This window comes from Amycolatopsis sp. M39, assembly GCF_001651785.1.
Classification (GTDB): Bacteria; Actinomycetota; Actinomycetes; order Mycobacteriales; family Pseudonocardiaceae; genus Amycolatopsis; species Amycolatopsis rubida.
Map to the genome: position 1 here is coordinate 1 of NZ_LWSF01000011.1, position 13,523 is coordinate 13,523.

General features: G+C 69.2%; 13 protein-coding genes. 6 read left to right on the top strand and 7 right to left on the bottom strand.

What is annotated here, in order from left to right; all coding sequences use genetic code 11:
* Positions 1-491: 491 nt before the first annotated feature.
* Entirely contained in the window at positions 492-3,059 is a 2,568-nt protein-coding gene (gene pepN / locus A4R44_RS23545; protein WP_067585144.1) for an aminopeptidase N, read from the bottom strand.
* Positions 3,060-3,235: 176 nt separating this feature from the next.
* Between pepN and A4R44_RS23550 the strand changes: the two genes are divergently transcribed.
* Complete coding sequence (locus A4R44_RS23550) at positions 3,236-3,856, top strand: DsbA family protein (RefSeq protein ID WP_067584614.1); 621 nt, start codon at positions 3,236-3,238, stop codon at positions 3,854-3,856.
* Positions 3,857-3,898: 42 nt separating this feature from the next.
* Here the strand turns inward: A4R44_RS23550 and A4R44_RS23555 are convergent, their stop codons facing one another.
* Complete coding sequence (locus A4R44_RS23555) at positions 3,899-4,690, bottom strand: MBL fold metallo-hydrolase (RefSeq protein ID WP_067584617.1); 792 nt, start codon at positions 4,688-4,690, stop codon at positions 3,899-3,901.
* Positions 4,687-5,424 carry a 2-phosphosulfolactate phosphatase gene (locus tag A4R44_RS23560; RefSeq protein ID WP_067584620.1) on the bottom strand — a complete coding sequence of 246 codons (738 nt, stop codon included), beginning with the start codon at positions 5,422-5,424 and terminating at the stop codon, positions 4,687-4,689. Before A4R44_RS23560 ends, A4R44_RS23555 begins: the two co-directional genes overlap by 4 nt.
* A gap of 44 nt (positions 5,425-5,468) precedes the next feature.
* Here A4R44_RS23560 and A4R44_RS23565 point away from each other — a divergent pair, with 44 nt between their 5' ends.
* Together A4R44_RS23565 and A4R44_RS23570 are read left to right on the top strand one after the other, a co-directional pair.
* Positions 5,469-5,942: a ribose-5-phosphate isomerase gene (locus tag A4R44_RS23565; RefSeq protein WP_067584623.1), complete on the top strand. Its 474-nt coding sequence runs from the start codon at positions 5,469-5,471 to the stop codon at positions 5,940-5,942.
* The gene (locus A4R44_RS23570) at positions 5,942-6,751 is read left to right on the top strand and encodes an Fpg/Nei family DNA glycosylase (protein ID WP_067584626.1); all 810 of its coding nucleotides are present in this window, start codon (positions 5,942-5,944) and stop codon (positions 6,749-6,751) included. Before A4R44_RS23565 ends, A4R44_RS23570 begins: the two co-directional genes overlap by 1 nt.
* Positions 6,752-7,396: 645 nt before the next feature.
* Here the strand turns inward: A4R44_RS23570 and A4R44_RS23575 are convergent.
* Positions 7,397-8,209 carry a hypothetical protein gene (locus A4R44_RS23575; protein WP_067584629.1) on the bottom strand — a complete coding sequence of 271 codons (813 nt, stop codon included), beginning with the start codon at positions 8,207-8,209 and terminating at the stop codon, positions 7,397-7,399.
* A 141-nt stretch (positions 8,210-8,350) separates the two neighbouring features.
* Between A4R44_RS23575 and A4R44_RS23580 the strand changes: the two genes are divergently transcribed.
* A complete protein-coding gene (locus tag A4R44_RS23580; RefSeq protein WP_067584632.1) occupies positions 8,351-9,235 on the top strand; it encodes a TIGR03619 family F420-dependent LLM class oxidoreductase in 885 nt (294 codons plus the stop codon).
* Between the two features lies 1 nt (position 9,236).
* A complete protein-coding gene (locus tag A4R44_RS23585) occupies positions 9,237-9,677 on the top strand; it encodes a nuclear transport factor 2 family protein (RefSeq protein ID WP_067584636.1) in 441 nt (146 codons plus the stop codon).
* Between the two features lie 2 nt (positions 9,678-9,679).
* On the opposite strand, the gene A4R44_RS23590 is transcribed toward A4R44_RS23585, so the two are convergent.
* The gene (locus A4R44_RS23590; protein ID WP_067584639.1) at positions 9,680-10,540 is read right to left on the bottom strand and encodes an alpha/beta fold hydrolase; all 861 of its coding nucleotides are present in this window, start codon (positions 10,538-10,540) and stop codon (positions 9,680-9,682) included.
* A 55-nt stretch (positions 10,541-10,595) separates the two neighbouring features.
* Entirely contained in the window at positions 10,596-11,063 is a 468-nt protein-coding gene (locus A4R44_RS23595) for a MarR family winged helix-turn-helix transcriptional regulator (protein WP_067584643.1), read from the bottom strand.
* 73 nt (positions 11,064-11,136) lie between these two features.
* Between A4R44_RS23595 and A4R44_RS23600 the strand changes: the two genes are divergently transcribed.
* A complete protein-coding gene (locus A4R44_RS23600; protein ID WP_067584646.1) occupies positions 11,137-12,144 on the top strand; it encodes a 4,5-dihydroxyphthalate decarboxylase in 1,008 nt (335 codons plus the stop codon).
* A gap of 486 nt (positions 12,145-12,630) precedes the next feature.
* Here the strand turns inward: A4R44_RS23600 and A4R44_RS23605 are convergent, their stop codons facing one another.
* Entirely contained in the window at positions 12,631-13,509 is an 879-nt protein-coding gene (locus A4R44_RS23605; protein ID WP_095213556.1) for a phosphotransferase family protein, read from the bottom strand.
* Positions 13,510-13,523 lie beyond the last annotated feature (14 nt).

A 13,523-nucleotide genomic window follows, 5' to 3' on the forward strand; every position in this document is an offset into this window, starting at 1 on the left:
AACGGACACCAAAGGTTAAAACTTAAGCTCAGGGTTCCCCTCACGACCCGCCGCCGTGCGTGAGGGGCACCGTCACGTACTTGGGTTCCCCCAAGGGGCGCTTCATGGACCACCCGCCCGGCCTGGGCCGCGGCCGCCGGGGATGCCGCCTCAATGTGGCATTGGGTGCGTGGGACGCACCGAACGTCACATCAGGGCACCAGCCCCCGCCCGGGAACCGCAGCCGGTGCGCCCGACCGTCGAGGCGCCCAGCCCTGGCCCTGCGCCCCGATACGAAGCCTCTCTGCGGTTCGGGGGTGCTTGTCAAGGCATCTTTCCCGCCTTGACAAGCANGCCCCGATACGAAGCCTCTCTGCGGTTCGGGGGTGCTTGTCAAGGCATCTTTCCCGCCTGGGCAAGCACCCCCGAACCGTCAGCACACTCAAGCTTCGGGGTGCTCCACGCAACCAGCGACCACGAACAAAACCGCAGCCGATGGCCGAAGCACCAACTCAGGCCTGACTGTCAAAGTCCCGAGCAGCCAACGCCCGGACAATCCCCGCCCGCCCCTCAGAGACCAGCCGCCGCAACGCGGCCGGGTGATCCCCTTCGAGCCATTCATCCGAAGCATTCACCGTCGCAGGCTCAACCGCCCACGACGGATACAACCCGATCGCCGTAGGCTGCGCCCGCTCGCTGGACCGCCGGGCCCAAACATCGTCGATAACCTCGAAGTACCGCTCGATGTACTCCCCGAGCAAATGCTTCTGCCCCGGATGCGAGAACCCAGAAATCAACGCATCACTGACGGCATTCGGGATCTCGTCATCGTAAATAGCCCGCTGCCAGGTATCAGCCTTGGCCTCAGCAGTCGGCTGCAGTGCGCGCGAACGCTCCGCGTGACGCCGCCCGGCAGCAGTGTCGTCGCGCTGCTGTTCGGCATTGATCTCAGACTCGCCGGCCTTGCCGTGTGCCACCAACGCCTGCAGCAATCGCCAGCGCAGATCGGTGTCGACGGTCAGCCCCGGCAACGGCGCGGACCCGTCCAGCCACCCAGCGATCTCCGCCAGAATCTCCTCGCTCAGCACGCCACCGGCCAGCGAGTTCACAAACGCCAGCTGGTGGTCCGACCCGGCCTCCGCGGTCCGGGCCAGCTCCAGCAACCGCCCGCTCAACGCAGGCCACCCCTCCGCAGCGGCCCACTTCTGGTCCGCATAAGAGTTGAGCGCAGTCTGCGCCTGCAGCAGCAACCGCTGTACCACGCCGACCTCGCTCTCGGCGTGAATCCCGCGCGCCACCAGCGTCACGAAGTCGCGAGCCTTCAGTTCGGCCTCGCGCGTCATCTCCCAGGCCGCCGACCAGCACAGCGTGCGCGGCAGCGATTCGGTGATGTCGCCGATCCGGTCGATCAGCGTGGTCAGCGACGCCGGGTCCAGCCGCATCCGGCAGTAGGTCAGGTCGTCGTCGTTGACCAGCACGAGCTTGCCCGCGGCCTGGCCGGCCAGGTCCGGGACCTCGGTGCGCTCGCCGGTGACGTCCAGTTCGACGCGGCGGGTGCGGACGATCTTGCCGTCGCCGTCCTCGTCGTACACGCCGACCGCGACGCGGTGCGTGCGCAGTTCGCCGGCACCCGGCTTCGCGCCGGTCTGCACGACGGCGAACGACGCGAAGGTGCCGTCGGCGGCGATCTCGTAGCGCGGGCTGAGCGAGTTGAGGCCGGTGGTCTCCAGCCATTCCGCGCTCCACCACGACAGGTCGCGGCCGGAGGCCTCTTCCAGCGCCGCCAGCAGGTCGGCCAGCGTGGCGTTGCCCCACGCGTGCTTGCCGAAGTACACCTTCAGGCCGTCGAGGAAGTGCTCGATGCCCACGTAGGACACCAGCTGCTTCAGCACGCTCGCGCCCTTGGCGTAGGTGATGCCGTCGAAGTTGACCTCGACCGCGTGCAGGTCGACGATGTCGGCCGCGATCGGGTGCGTCGAGGGCAGCTGGTCCTGCCGGTAGGCCCAGGACTTCTCGATGTTCGCGAAGCTGGTCCAGGCGTTCTTGTACTCGGTCGCCTCGGCCTGGGCGAACACGCTCGCGAAGGTCGCGAACGACTCGTTCAGCCACAGGTCGTCCCACCAGCGCATGGTGACCAGGTCGCCGAACCACATGTGCGCCATCTCGTGCAGCAGCGTCTCGGCGCGCCGCTCGTAGGCGTAGCGGGTGACGCGGCTGCGGAAGACGTAGTCCTCAAGGAAGGTGACCGCGCCGGCGTTCTCCATCGCGCCCGCGTTGAACTCCGGCACGAACAGCTGGTCGTACTTGGAGAACGGGTACGGGGTGCCGAACTTCTCGTGGTAGAAGGCGAAACCCTGCTTGGTTTCGACGAACAGCCGCTCCGCGTCCATGTGCTCGGCGAGCGACGCGCGGCAGTAGATGCCGAGCGGGATGGTGCGGTGCTCGTCGCGGAACTCGTCGGTCCATTCCGCGTACGGGCCCGCGACGAGCGCCACCAGGTAGGTGGAGATGCGCTCGGATTCGGCGAACTGCGTGCGGCGCGCGCCGTCCTCGGTGTCCTCGGCGCTTTCGACGAGCGCGTTGGAAACGACCTTCCAATCGCGCGGGGCGTGCACCGCGAGCCGGTAGACGGACTTGAGGTCCGGCTGGTCGAAGCAGGCGAACATGCGTTTTGCGTCAGCGGTTTCGAACTGCGTGTAGAGGTACACGCCGTCGTCGACCGGGTCGACGAACCGGTGCAGGCCCTCGCCGGTGTTCATGTAGCGGCAGTCCGCGGTGACGACGAGTTCGTTCTCCGCGGCAAGGCCGGGCAGCGCGATGCCCTTTTCCTCGACGTAGCCGCTGACGTCGAGCTCAGTGCCGTTCAGCACGGCGGAGCGGACGCCTTCGGCGACGAGGTCGATCCACGACGCTTCGCCGGGACGGCTGCTGGAGAACCGCACCGTGGCGGTGGAGCGGAACGTCTTCTCCCCGGGACGGCCGCTGCCGTCGGTCAGGTCCAGCTCGATGTCGTAGGACGACACGTCCAGCAGGCCGGAGCGCTGCTTGGCTTCGTCACGCGTCAGGTTGGGGGCGGGCACGGGCACCTCTGGTCTTCGGATCCGGTGGGCACGACGTTCAGCATCCAATCATGACGCGCCCGGAAGGGGCGACCAGGGAACAATGCGGAGGGGCCGCCGCGTTGCCTCGCAGTGCGGGGGTTCGCCCCGCCCTCGGCGCGCGCCGGGGAGCAGCCTCGGCGAGGAGCCCGTGAAAAATGACTGACTCGTCCCAGCCCACCACGGTGGACTTCTACTTCGACCCGATCTGCCCGTTCGCGTGGATCTCGTCGCGGTGGATCCTGGAAGTCGAGAAGCACCGCGAGCTGGACCTGACCTTCCGGGTGATGAGCCTTTCGGTGCTGAACGAAGGCCGCGAAGACCTGCCCGAGCGGTACCAGGAGCTGCTGAGCGAGGGCTGGGCTCCGGTCCGCGTCGCGACCGCGCTGGCGCAGACCCGGGGCCAGGAAGCCGTGCGCGACTTCTACACCGAGTTCGGCACTCGCTACCACAACCAGCACAACGAGGACCGCAAGCTCGTCATCAAGGAGGCGCTGGCCGCGATCGGCGCCCCGGCCGAACTCGCCGAGGCGGGCGAATCGACCGAGTACGACGAGGCGCTGCGCAAGAGCCACCACGAGGGCATGGACCCGGTCGGCATGGACGTCGGCACGCCGACCATCCACGTCAACGGGAGCGCGTTCTTCGGCCCGGTGCTGTCGTCGATCCCGCGGGGCGAGGACGCGCTGAAGGTGTTCGACGGCGCGGTCGCGCTGGCCAGCTACCCGGACTTCTTCGAGCTGAAGCGCACCCGGACCGGCGAGCTGAACTTCGACTGACCCGTCGTGGGTGTTTATGCCGGTTCTAACCGGCATAAACACTCACGAGAACCCCAGCGCCGCCCTGGTGACTTCTTCCGGATACGGCGAGCTTCGCAACGCCTCCTCACGCGACGCCCCGCGCGCCTTCAGCTCATGCAGGCGCAGCAGCCCACCCCGATGTGTCCGCACGAACGCCGCATCCACCGGGTCGCCGTGCCCGGGCACCACGACGCGCGGTTCGAGCGCGAGCAGCGCGTCCATCGCCGCGGCCCACGCGTCGAGCTGGTCGTCCGGGCCGAATGAGTACGCGGTGAAGCCGTGCGGGCCGTGCTCCACGACGTCGCCCGCGAAGACGACTTCGGCGTCCGGCACGTGCGCCAGAAGGTCGTGGTCGGTGTGCGCGGGGCCCGGGTGCACGAGGGTGACGGTGCGGCCGCCGAGGTCGAGTTCGGCGCGGTCCTCGACCAGCCGGTCCGGCGGCATGAGCCCGGTGCGCTCGATGGCGCCGGCGATTTCGGGCTTGCCCTCTTCGCGGTAATGGGCGGCCCAGGTTTGTTTGTCCGCTTCGCCGTTCTTCAGCATCGCGCGCAGGCAGCCGGGGTGGGCCCAGACGTCGCACGGCAGGAACGGCGTGGTGCCGAAGGCGTGGTCGAAATGCGCGTGCGTGTAGACGACCGACCACGGCAGCTCGGTCAGCTCGCGGACCGCGGCGGCGAATTCGGCGCCCTGGTCGACGTCGCCGCGAGTGTCGATCACCAGGCATTGCTCCTGGCCGAGCACCAAGCCGGTGGTGAGGTCCAGCTCGTCGTACCGGCGGGCGAAAACCCGGTCGGCCACCTCGGTCCAGCTCATGGCCCCTCCAGAATTCCGCGTGACAGCCTCGCCACGCTATCGCTGACGTCGTGCTGCGCGGCGAGAATTACGTCGGTTCCGTGGCCGGTCGCGGCGAGTTCCCGGCCGGAGGTGCAGCCGCGCAGCGCGGCCGGTACGTCGGTGGCCGCGCAGGCAGCCGCCGAGAGCGCGGCTTCGGCGGACCGCGAGCCGGTCAGCGCACTGACGATCGCGCCCGCGCCGAGCTGGTCCTCGACGCACGGCCGCAGCGGACCGGATTCCGCGCCTTCTCCGAACATGTCCACACCCCAGCGTTCCCCGGCGGGAATGACGCCGATCGGCTGCCCGGCGGCGATTTCTTCGGCTTTCGCGGCGGTCGCTGACGCATTCCGCAGGCAACCGGCCAATACGTGCGCGCCGGTTTTCGCCGCGGCCGCGCAGAGCGTCGCACCATTGGGGGAGGGGAGAGCGAGCAGAGTGCCGGACGGGATCTCCGTCACAGAAGACGGCCGGAGCGTCCATTCCCCTTCGCCCGCGACCACTGCGCCCGCTCCGCGCGCCTCGGCGATCCCGCGTTCGTCGCGCCACCGCACCGGCAGCACGCGGCCGCCGCGGCTGACGACGAGATCCGTTGTGGTGCTGAAGGAAAGCACGTCCACGATGATCAGCACGGCGCATTCCCGGCCGAGGATTCCGACGCCTTCGGCGCCCCATTCGAGTCGCACGTCCGCGCCGTGCTGCGCTGCGATGTCCACCCCCGGAGCATGCCGGGTCGGCGGCGAGATGGCACACTCCCGCTGTGCGCGTCTACTTGGGATCCGACCATGCCGGTTTCGAGCTGAAGAACCACCTTGTCCGCCACCTCGGCGAACAGGGGCACGAGGTGACCGACATCGGCCCGTTCGTCTACGACGCGGCCGACGACTACCCGGCGTTCTGCGTCGAAACCGCGCGTCGCGTGGCCGCCGACGAGGGCAGCCTCGGGATCGTCATCGGCGGGTCCGGCAACGGCGAGCAGATCGCCGCCAACAAGGTGCCGGGCATCCGCGCCGGGCTCGGCTGGAGCGTCGAAACCGCGCAGCTGACCCGGCAGCACAACCACGCCCAGGTGCTGGGCGTCGGTGCCCGCATGCACTCGGAGGAGCAGGCGACCGAGATCGTCGACGCGTTCCTGGCCACGCCGGTCGACCCGGACGAACGCCACGCGCGGCGCGTGCGCCAGCTGCTCGACTACGAGCGCACCGGCACCCCGCCCGCCCTGCCGGAGGCCTGATGCCCGAGGGGCACACGCTCCATCGGCTGGCCCGTCTCCACCAACGCCGGTACGCCGGCGGACCGGTCGGGCTCAGCAGCCCGCAGGGCCGGTTCGCCGCGGAGGCGGAGAAACTCGACGGGCAGGTGCTCGTTTCCGCTGAGGCGTACGGGAAGCACCTGTTCCACAACTACGGTCCGGCGGGGACAGTCCATGTCCACTTAGGTCTGTACGGCACGTTCGGCGAGGCGGAGCTGCCGGAGACCGAGCCGGTCGGCCAGGTGCGGATGCGGCTCGTCGGCCGCACCCACTGGACTGATCTGCGCGGCCCGACCCGGTGCGAACTGCTGGATCCGGCGCAGGTCGACGCGATCAAGGCCCGCCTCGGTCCGGACCCGCTGCGCCGCGACGCGAAGCCGGACCGGGCGTGGGAGCGGATTTCGCGCTCTCGCACGACGATCGCCGCGTTGCTGATGGATCAGGCTGTGCTGGCCGGAGTCGGGAACGTCTATCGCGCGGAAGTGCTGTTCCGGCACGGGATTTCGCCGATGATTCCGGGGCGTTCGCTCGATCGGGCGCTGTGGGCGGACCTGTGGGCGGACCTGGTGACGCTGATGCGCGCCGGGGTCCGGGCCGGGCGGATCGACACGGTCGCGCCCGAGCATCTGCCCGCGGCGATGGGGCGGGCTCCCCGGGAGGATCGGCACGGGGGCGAGGTTTACGTCTACCGGCGGGCCGGGATGCCGTGTTTGGTGTGCGGGACGCCGGTGGCGCAGAAGGAATTGGCCGCGCGGAATCTTTATTGGTGCCCTACCTGCCAGCCTGCTTGAGCACGGCGGAGCTGGCCTCGCGCGCTTGAGCCGGGTTCGCCGAGGGCGGGTCGCCGCGCCCCAACGTGGCATCAGGTGCATCGCACGCACCGAATGCCACATCGGTTGCGCTGCACGCAGCCAATGCCACATCGGGGTTTTCTCAGCAGTGGGCGAAGTGGCGAGCGTGCGCGACGTTGTCCCTGGTCGATGGGCCCGGTCCACCCAGTGCGGACGTTCGTGAGGGACACCCTCATGGACTCTGATTCCCTCAGGGTTCCCCTCACGGACCTCAGCGGGGGAGCGGAGAGAGTCCTGCGGCCGCGCACGAAACCTCATTGGGTCGCTCAGCAGCTTTCGTCCGGGGCACCGCGGCGATGCGCAGCACTGGCTGGGCCCGCGATGAGCCCCGCAGAAGTCCGTGAAGGGCTCTTTGAAGGAACCTAATTCCCTCAAGAGCCCTAGCCGGACTTCCACAGCGCCGGACCGGGCCCGGCGGCGGGAAGGGCCCCGCACGCCGTCGGCACTGCGGCCCTCACGGGCGAAGGTCCGGTCGAGAGCACATTCGTCCGGTCTAGTACGCGGCAGCCGAGGCTCGTCCGCGAGAGGGCAGGACGAAGGCCCCGCGGCAAGCCTGCCACGGGGCCTTCACCGGGGGGTCGCCGGTCAGAAGTCGAAGCCGCCGCCGTCGAACCCTCCGCCATCGAAGCCTCCGCCGTCGAAACCGCCGCCGAAGTCCTGGCTTCCGTCGAACCCGCCGCCGTCAAAGCCTCCGCCGTCGAAGCCGCCGTCCGCTCCGTCCATGCCGCCGGTGTCCAAGGCGTCCGCCTGGCCCGCGTCGTAGCCGGATTCCCAGGCCGAGGCGCTGGCGATGCCGCCCATGCCGGAGAACATGGCGCTGAACAGGAACATCGAGCCGAGGCCCCACGCGCCCGCCACGAGCGCGGGCTTCCACCACGGCTCGCTGTACCAGCCTTGCGGCACCGGGCGTCCCGCGACGCGGCCGCCGGGGTAGTAGTACGGCGTGTCCTGGCCGGGGTCGGGCGAGGCGGCGTAGCGCTGGCCTTCGACGTCCACCTCGCGGTGTTCGGTGACCTTGCCCGCGCGTTCGCGTTCGGCCTCGTCCGGCAGTGCCGGGCCGGGGTCCATGCCCATCGCCACGCGCGCGGCGCGCACGTAGTACAGGCCCTCGACGGCGGTTTCCTTCACCAGCCGGGCCTGTTCGACCGTCTTGGCCTGCTCCAGCTGCGAACCGGCGGCGTTGTAGCGCTCGCTCGCGTCGGCCATCGCCTGCTGGGAGGCGGTGTCCGTGCCGGTGATGCTGAGGACCTGGCCGCCGAGGCGTTCGACGAGGCGGCGCGCGTCGGCCTTCGCGTCGTCGAGCTGGCTCTGCCTGGTCGCGGCCTGCTTCCTGGACAGGTACAACCCGCCTCCGACGATGACGACGACCAGCACGATCAGGAGGATCGCGGTGCCCATGGGTCACTCCGTGTCTCGATCTGCGCGACGGCCGGGCAGCCGTCTCTGAAACGGACAACGCGGACTGTGCGCGGAGAGTTCCCGGCGGCGCCTCCGATCGAGCGGTGGCCGATAAAACTAGAACACGTTATAGTCCGCGGCATGAAATTCTCCTTGTCGATCGCGATGAGCCCGCTCGACCAGCTGACCGGGCTNACCGGGCTGGCCCGCGCCGCCGAGGAGGCCGGGTTCTCCTCGATCGTGCTGCCCGATTCGCTCTTCTATTCCGAGAAAGTGTCCGCCGACTATCCCTACACCCCCGACGGCAGCCGGTTCTGGGACGAGAACACGCCCTGGGCCGATCCGCTGGTCGCGACCGCCTCGATGGGCGCGGTGACCGAGCGGATCCAGTTCTACACGTCGGTGCTGAAACTCGGCTCGCGCAATCCGGTGCTGCTCGCCCGGCAGGTCAACTCGGTCGCCGCGCTGACCGGCGGGCGGTTCGGCCTCGGGCTGGGGATCGGCTGGTCGCCGGAGGAATTCGAATGGTGCGGCGCGCCGTATCAGCGGCGCGGCAAACGGTTCGACGAGGCCATCGAGGTGCTGCGGCTGATCCTCAGCGGCGAAATGGTCGAATTCCACGGCGAGTTCTTCGACTTCGAGAAGCTCAAGATGAGCCCGGCGCCGCCGTCGCGCGTGCCGTTCTACATCGGCGGGCACACCGACGTCGCGCTGCGCCGGGCCGCGCGCGTGGCGGACGGCTGGTCGTCCGCGATGATGACGCTCGACCAGCTGCGCGAGACCATCGGCAAGCTCAAGGACCTGCTCGCCGAGCGCGGGCGCGCCGACGACCCGTTCGAGTTCCAGGCGGTGTGCGTCGACCGGTTCGGCCTCGACGGGTTCCGCGAACAGGCCGAGGCGGGCGTCACCGACGCGATCACCATGCCGTGGGTGTTCGAGGGGCACGGATTCGACGCGGAACTCGGCCCGAAGGTCGATGCGATCCGCAGGTTCGGCGACGAGATCATCGCGAAAATCGAGGAGTGACATGGGAGTCGAGGTCTGCTGGGACCCCGCGGCGAAGCAGCCGCCCGCGCGGGAAGCGGCGTTCAAGTCGATGACGGCGGCGACCGCGGGGGACAAGGACGGCTGGCTCGCGCTGTTCGCCCCGGACGCGGTCGTCGAGGACCCGGTCGGCCCGTCGATGTTCGACGAGGAGGGCAAGGGCCACCACGGCCGTGCCGGTCTTTCCGCGTTCTGGGACAAGACGATCGGCAACGTCGAGAAGTTCGAGTTCGTGATCCGCGATTCGCACGCGGCGGGTTCGGAGGTCGCGAACGTCGGCACCATCACGACGTACCTGCCCGGCGGCTACCGGGTCGACACCGACGGGGTGTTCGTGTACCGGGTCAACGAGGACGGGCTGGTCGTTTCGATGCGGGCGTTCTGGGAAACGGAGCGGGCGATGGCGACGGCGCGGCAGGTCTGACGTCAGGCCGGGTCTGCTTCGACGAAATCGAGAACGAGTGTGGTGATGAGGTCGGGCTGCTGAAGCGTTAGCGCGTGCGAGGTTTTCGGCACGATTTCCGTGCTGATACGGGGATTCAGCTTCGCGACCCGCGCGGCGACTTCGCGTGCGCGGTGGATGTGGCTGCGTTCGCCGAGGACCAGGCAAACGGGGACTTCGATCGCGCGGAGGTCGTCGTCGGTGAAGACGTGCTGCGGCGGCAGGCGCGCCTGGTATTTCATGCTGGCGAACAGCAGGGGCCGCAAGGTGCGCCGCACAGCCGGGTCGCCGGCGACGATCCGGCGCTGGATCGCGGAGGGCAGCAGCCACAGGCAGATCTCCCGGAGGCTCCAGAGGAGGAACTTCGGGACGTTGATCTCCGCGAATCCGGCCGGTTCCAGGCCGATGACGCCCGCGATCCGGTCGGCGGAGCGGGTCGCGAGGTTCAGCGCCAGGTACCCGCCGCGCGAAACCCCGGCCAGGTAGGCCTTCTCCTGGCCGAGAGCGGCGAGGACTTCGGAGAGCCATTCGGCGAGGTCGTCGTCGGTGCTCGCGGAGGCGGTCTCGACCGAGTGGCCCGGTTCGCCGATCGAGTCGACGGCGTAGACCGGGTGGTGCGCGGCCAGTTCGGCGAGGTGCGGGTACCAGGACAACGACGAGCCCATGACGCCGTGCAGCAGCACGATCGGGCTGCCGTGTTCAGGGCCGCTGCGCCGGACGCGCGTGGGGCCGAACTTCGTGGGGATGTCCAGTTCCTCGGCCGGGACCGGCCACTTTCGCAGGACCTCCGCGTAGACGGCGAAGTAGCGTTCTTGTGCTTTGCGGTCGGTGAAAGCTCCCAGCATCGTCCCTCCCCGAGACAGGTGCGTTTCCACCGTAGCAGCGCGGCAAGTGGCCTGGTCAGGAATTGTCCAGGCGCAGCAGAGTATTCAGCAGGCTTCCGCCCGGCAGGCCCTCGTCGCCGAAGATCCGGTGCTGCACCTCGATCAGGAGCGGCAGCGCGGCGCGCAGGGCGGCTCCGCCGGAATCGGTGACCTCGACGCGTTTGGCGCGGACGTCCTCGGCACTGCGCGCGCGGGCGACGAATCCCTTGCGTTCCAGTGTTTTCAGGATCTGCGACACCTGCATCGGGTGGATGTCGCCGGACGCCGCGAGACCGGATTGGGTCACCGGCCCGCCGGTGCGGTTGAGCCAGCCGGCGAGCGCGAGTGTCTGGAACTGCAGATGTGTCAGATCGAGCGGGGCGAGGGCTTGGTCGACCTCGCGGACGTAGCGGTGCACGACGCGCCACATGACGAACCCCACCGCGTTCTCGGGGGCGCCGAGCGAGACGGTGGCGAAGAGTTCGGCGAGCGCGTCCTTGTCCATCGGGAGGCATCGTAGCGGTTGCCCGCAGATAGTAAACGCGTTTAGTATTGTCCGGGACGGAGAGGGGAACGGGATGCCTGACCTGCGGCTGGACTTCGGCCTGTACCGCTACGACAACACCCGCCCGCTGTTCGACGGCCGCGTCCGCTTCGAGGGCGTCGACGCGACCCTGCATACCGCCGGCATCGTCTCGGACCTGTTCGAGCGGATGGTGCGGGGCAGGGAGTTCGCTGTCGCCGAACTGGGGCTTACGTTCTACCTGCGCACCCTGGATCTGCCGGATCCGCCGTTCGTCGCGCTGCCGGTGTTCCCGAACCGGCAGTTCCGGCATTCGGCGATCTACGTCAACGCCCGCAGCGGCATCCGGGCGCCGCGCGACCTGATCGGCAAGACGATCGGCGAGTTCGCGACCTACGGGCACGACGCGGGCGTGGTCGCGAAAGGCATGCTGTCCGACGAATACGGCGTGCGACCGGAACAAAGCCGGTGGGTGATCGGCGGATTCGACTGGCCGATGGAGTGGTTCGATTTCGTTCCGCGCCTGCATCCCGTGCAGGTGCGGGTGCGGCAGGCTCCGGCGGGGAAAGCGCTCGGGCCGATGCTGGAGAGCGGGGAGATCGACGCCTTTGTCTCCGCGGATCCGCCGCGCGGCATTCGAGAGGATTCGCCGGAGGTGGCGCAGCTGTTCCCGGATTATCCGAATGTGGAGCGCGAGTATTACCGGCGCACCGGGATCCGGCCGATCATGCACACGGTGGTCGTCCGGCGGGATCTGCTGGCGGAGCAGCCAGGGTTGGCGGAGCGGTTGTATCGGGGGTTTGTCGAAGCGAAGGAAGTCGCGATGGCGGATTACCGGCGTGGCCGCGTTTTCAATCATATGGGCGAGGCTGGGATGCTGCCGTGGTTCAGTGCGTTGTACGACGAGAACCGCCGGCTGTTCGGGGAGGATTGGTGGCCGTACGGGATTGAGAAGAACCGGCTGTCGCTGGAGGCGTTCTTGCGGTGGCACTTCGAGCAGGGATTGTCGAAGAGGCTGATGAAGGCGGAGGATATTTTCGTGCCCGAATTACTGCATGCTTAGCCGTCCCGCTGGGATGTTTTTGACTGCGACGGACGAATGGCGCACCTGCCCGCTCGGCAGCCGATCGGATCCGCCTGACGAGGACCTTCCGCTGGCCGATCCCGTCGCGCACTGCGACCGGCGATCCGGAAGAACTGGCGACCCAGGCGGCGAACGGGTTCGGGGCCATCCCGCGTCGCCCGATTGTGCGCTGCGAACGGACGCTCACGCGGCAGATCTGCCTGTTCGCGGACAGCGGGAGACCGGCGGGGACGGCCGCGGGTTTTCTCCGCCTGGCCAGCTTGACCGGCTGGCCGCCGCCGGTCGCCTCGACGGCGGGCGCTGGGTCGACGCCCGGGGTTGCGGCAGCCGGATGCCGCGACTCGCGTCAGCTGACCTGGGCGCGCTGAGGGGCCCTCGCTCGCCGGGCCGGGCAGGCGCTTCCGCGGTCAGCAAATTGGGCACGCGGGGGAGTTTTCGCAGCCCCGCTGCCAGCCGGGACCTCGGTCAGGCAAGCCCCAGTTCCTCGCGCAGGCCTTCCAGTGCGATGACGTCGTCCTCATTCCCGGTGTGCGGCGCGGAAAACCAGTCCGCGTACTCGCGCAGTTCGGAAAGCCGCCAGTCGAGGGCGAACAGTTCGGTCATTTCCGGGTCCAGACCCGGAGCGCCGGGCAGGTCGGCGTAGTCGCGTTCGCGCGGGGCGACGGCGAGGGTTTCCCAGTCGACCAGGCGCAGGCCGTCGGGCGTGACGACCTGGTTGTCGTTGTGGGGTTCGCCGTGGGTGGGGACCCAGGAGCCGCGCCGGGAGGCGGCTGAAGCGGCCAGTTCGAGGTAGCGGTCGTTCCAGCGGTCGATCGCGTCGCCGCGGGAAGCGAGGGCGGTGCGGGCTTCTTCGGCCAGCGGGCCGGACGGCCAGGGTTCGGCGGTGCGGGCCCGCAGTTCGGCGGCGAAGCCCGGGCCGACCTGCGGTGCCCACGCGCGCAGTCCGGCGGGCGGCGGGGTGCGGTGCAGGGCGTCGAGCGCGGCGAGGATTGCCGGTTTGTCGACCTCGTCTTCCGCGGGGCTGCGGCCGTCCAGCATCGGGGTGACGCTGAGCGCGCCGGCTCCGGTGCCGACGGTGAAGCGGCCGGACCGCGTCGGCATCGGGGCGCAGACGAACGCCAGCCCGGCGGCGGCCAGTTCTGCGGCGCTCGCGTAGGTGCTTTCCAGCGACGCCGCGGTGTGCCGGGGTTCGAGCTGGTCCAGCGTGACGAACAGGGAGTCGGCGCGCCAGTGGTGCGCGCCGAAACCCCAAGGAAGGTAGGCGATCTCGGTGACGGGCTGCCAATGCTCGGCGAGTGCGCGGGTGATGGTGTGGTCGGTGGGGAAGGCCGGTCGGGATCGCACGAAACGGATACTAG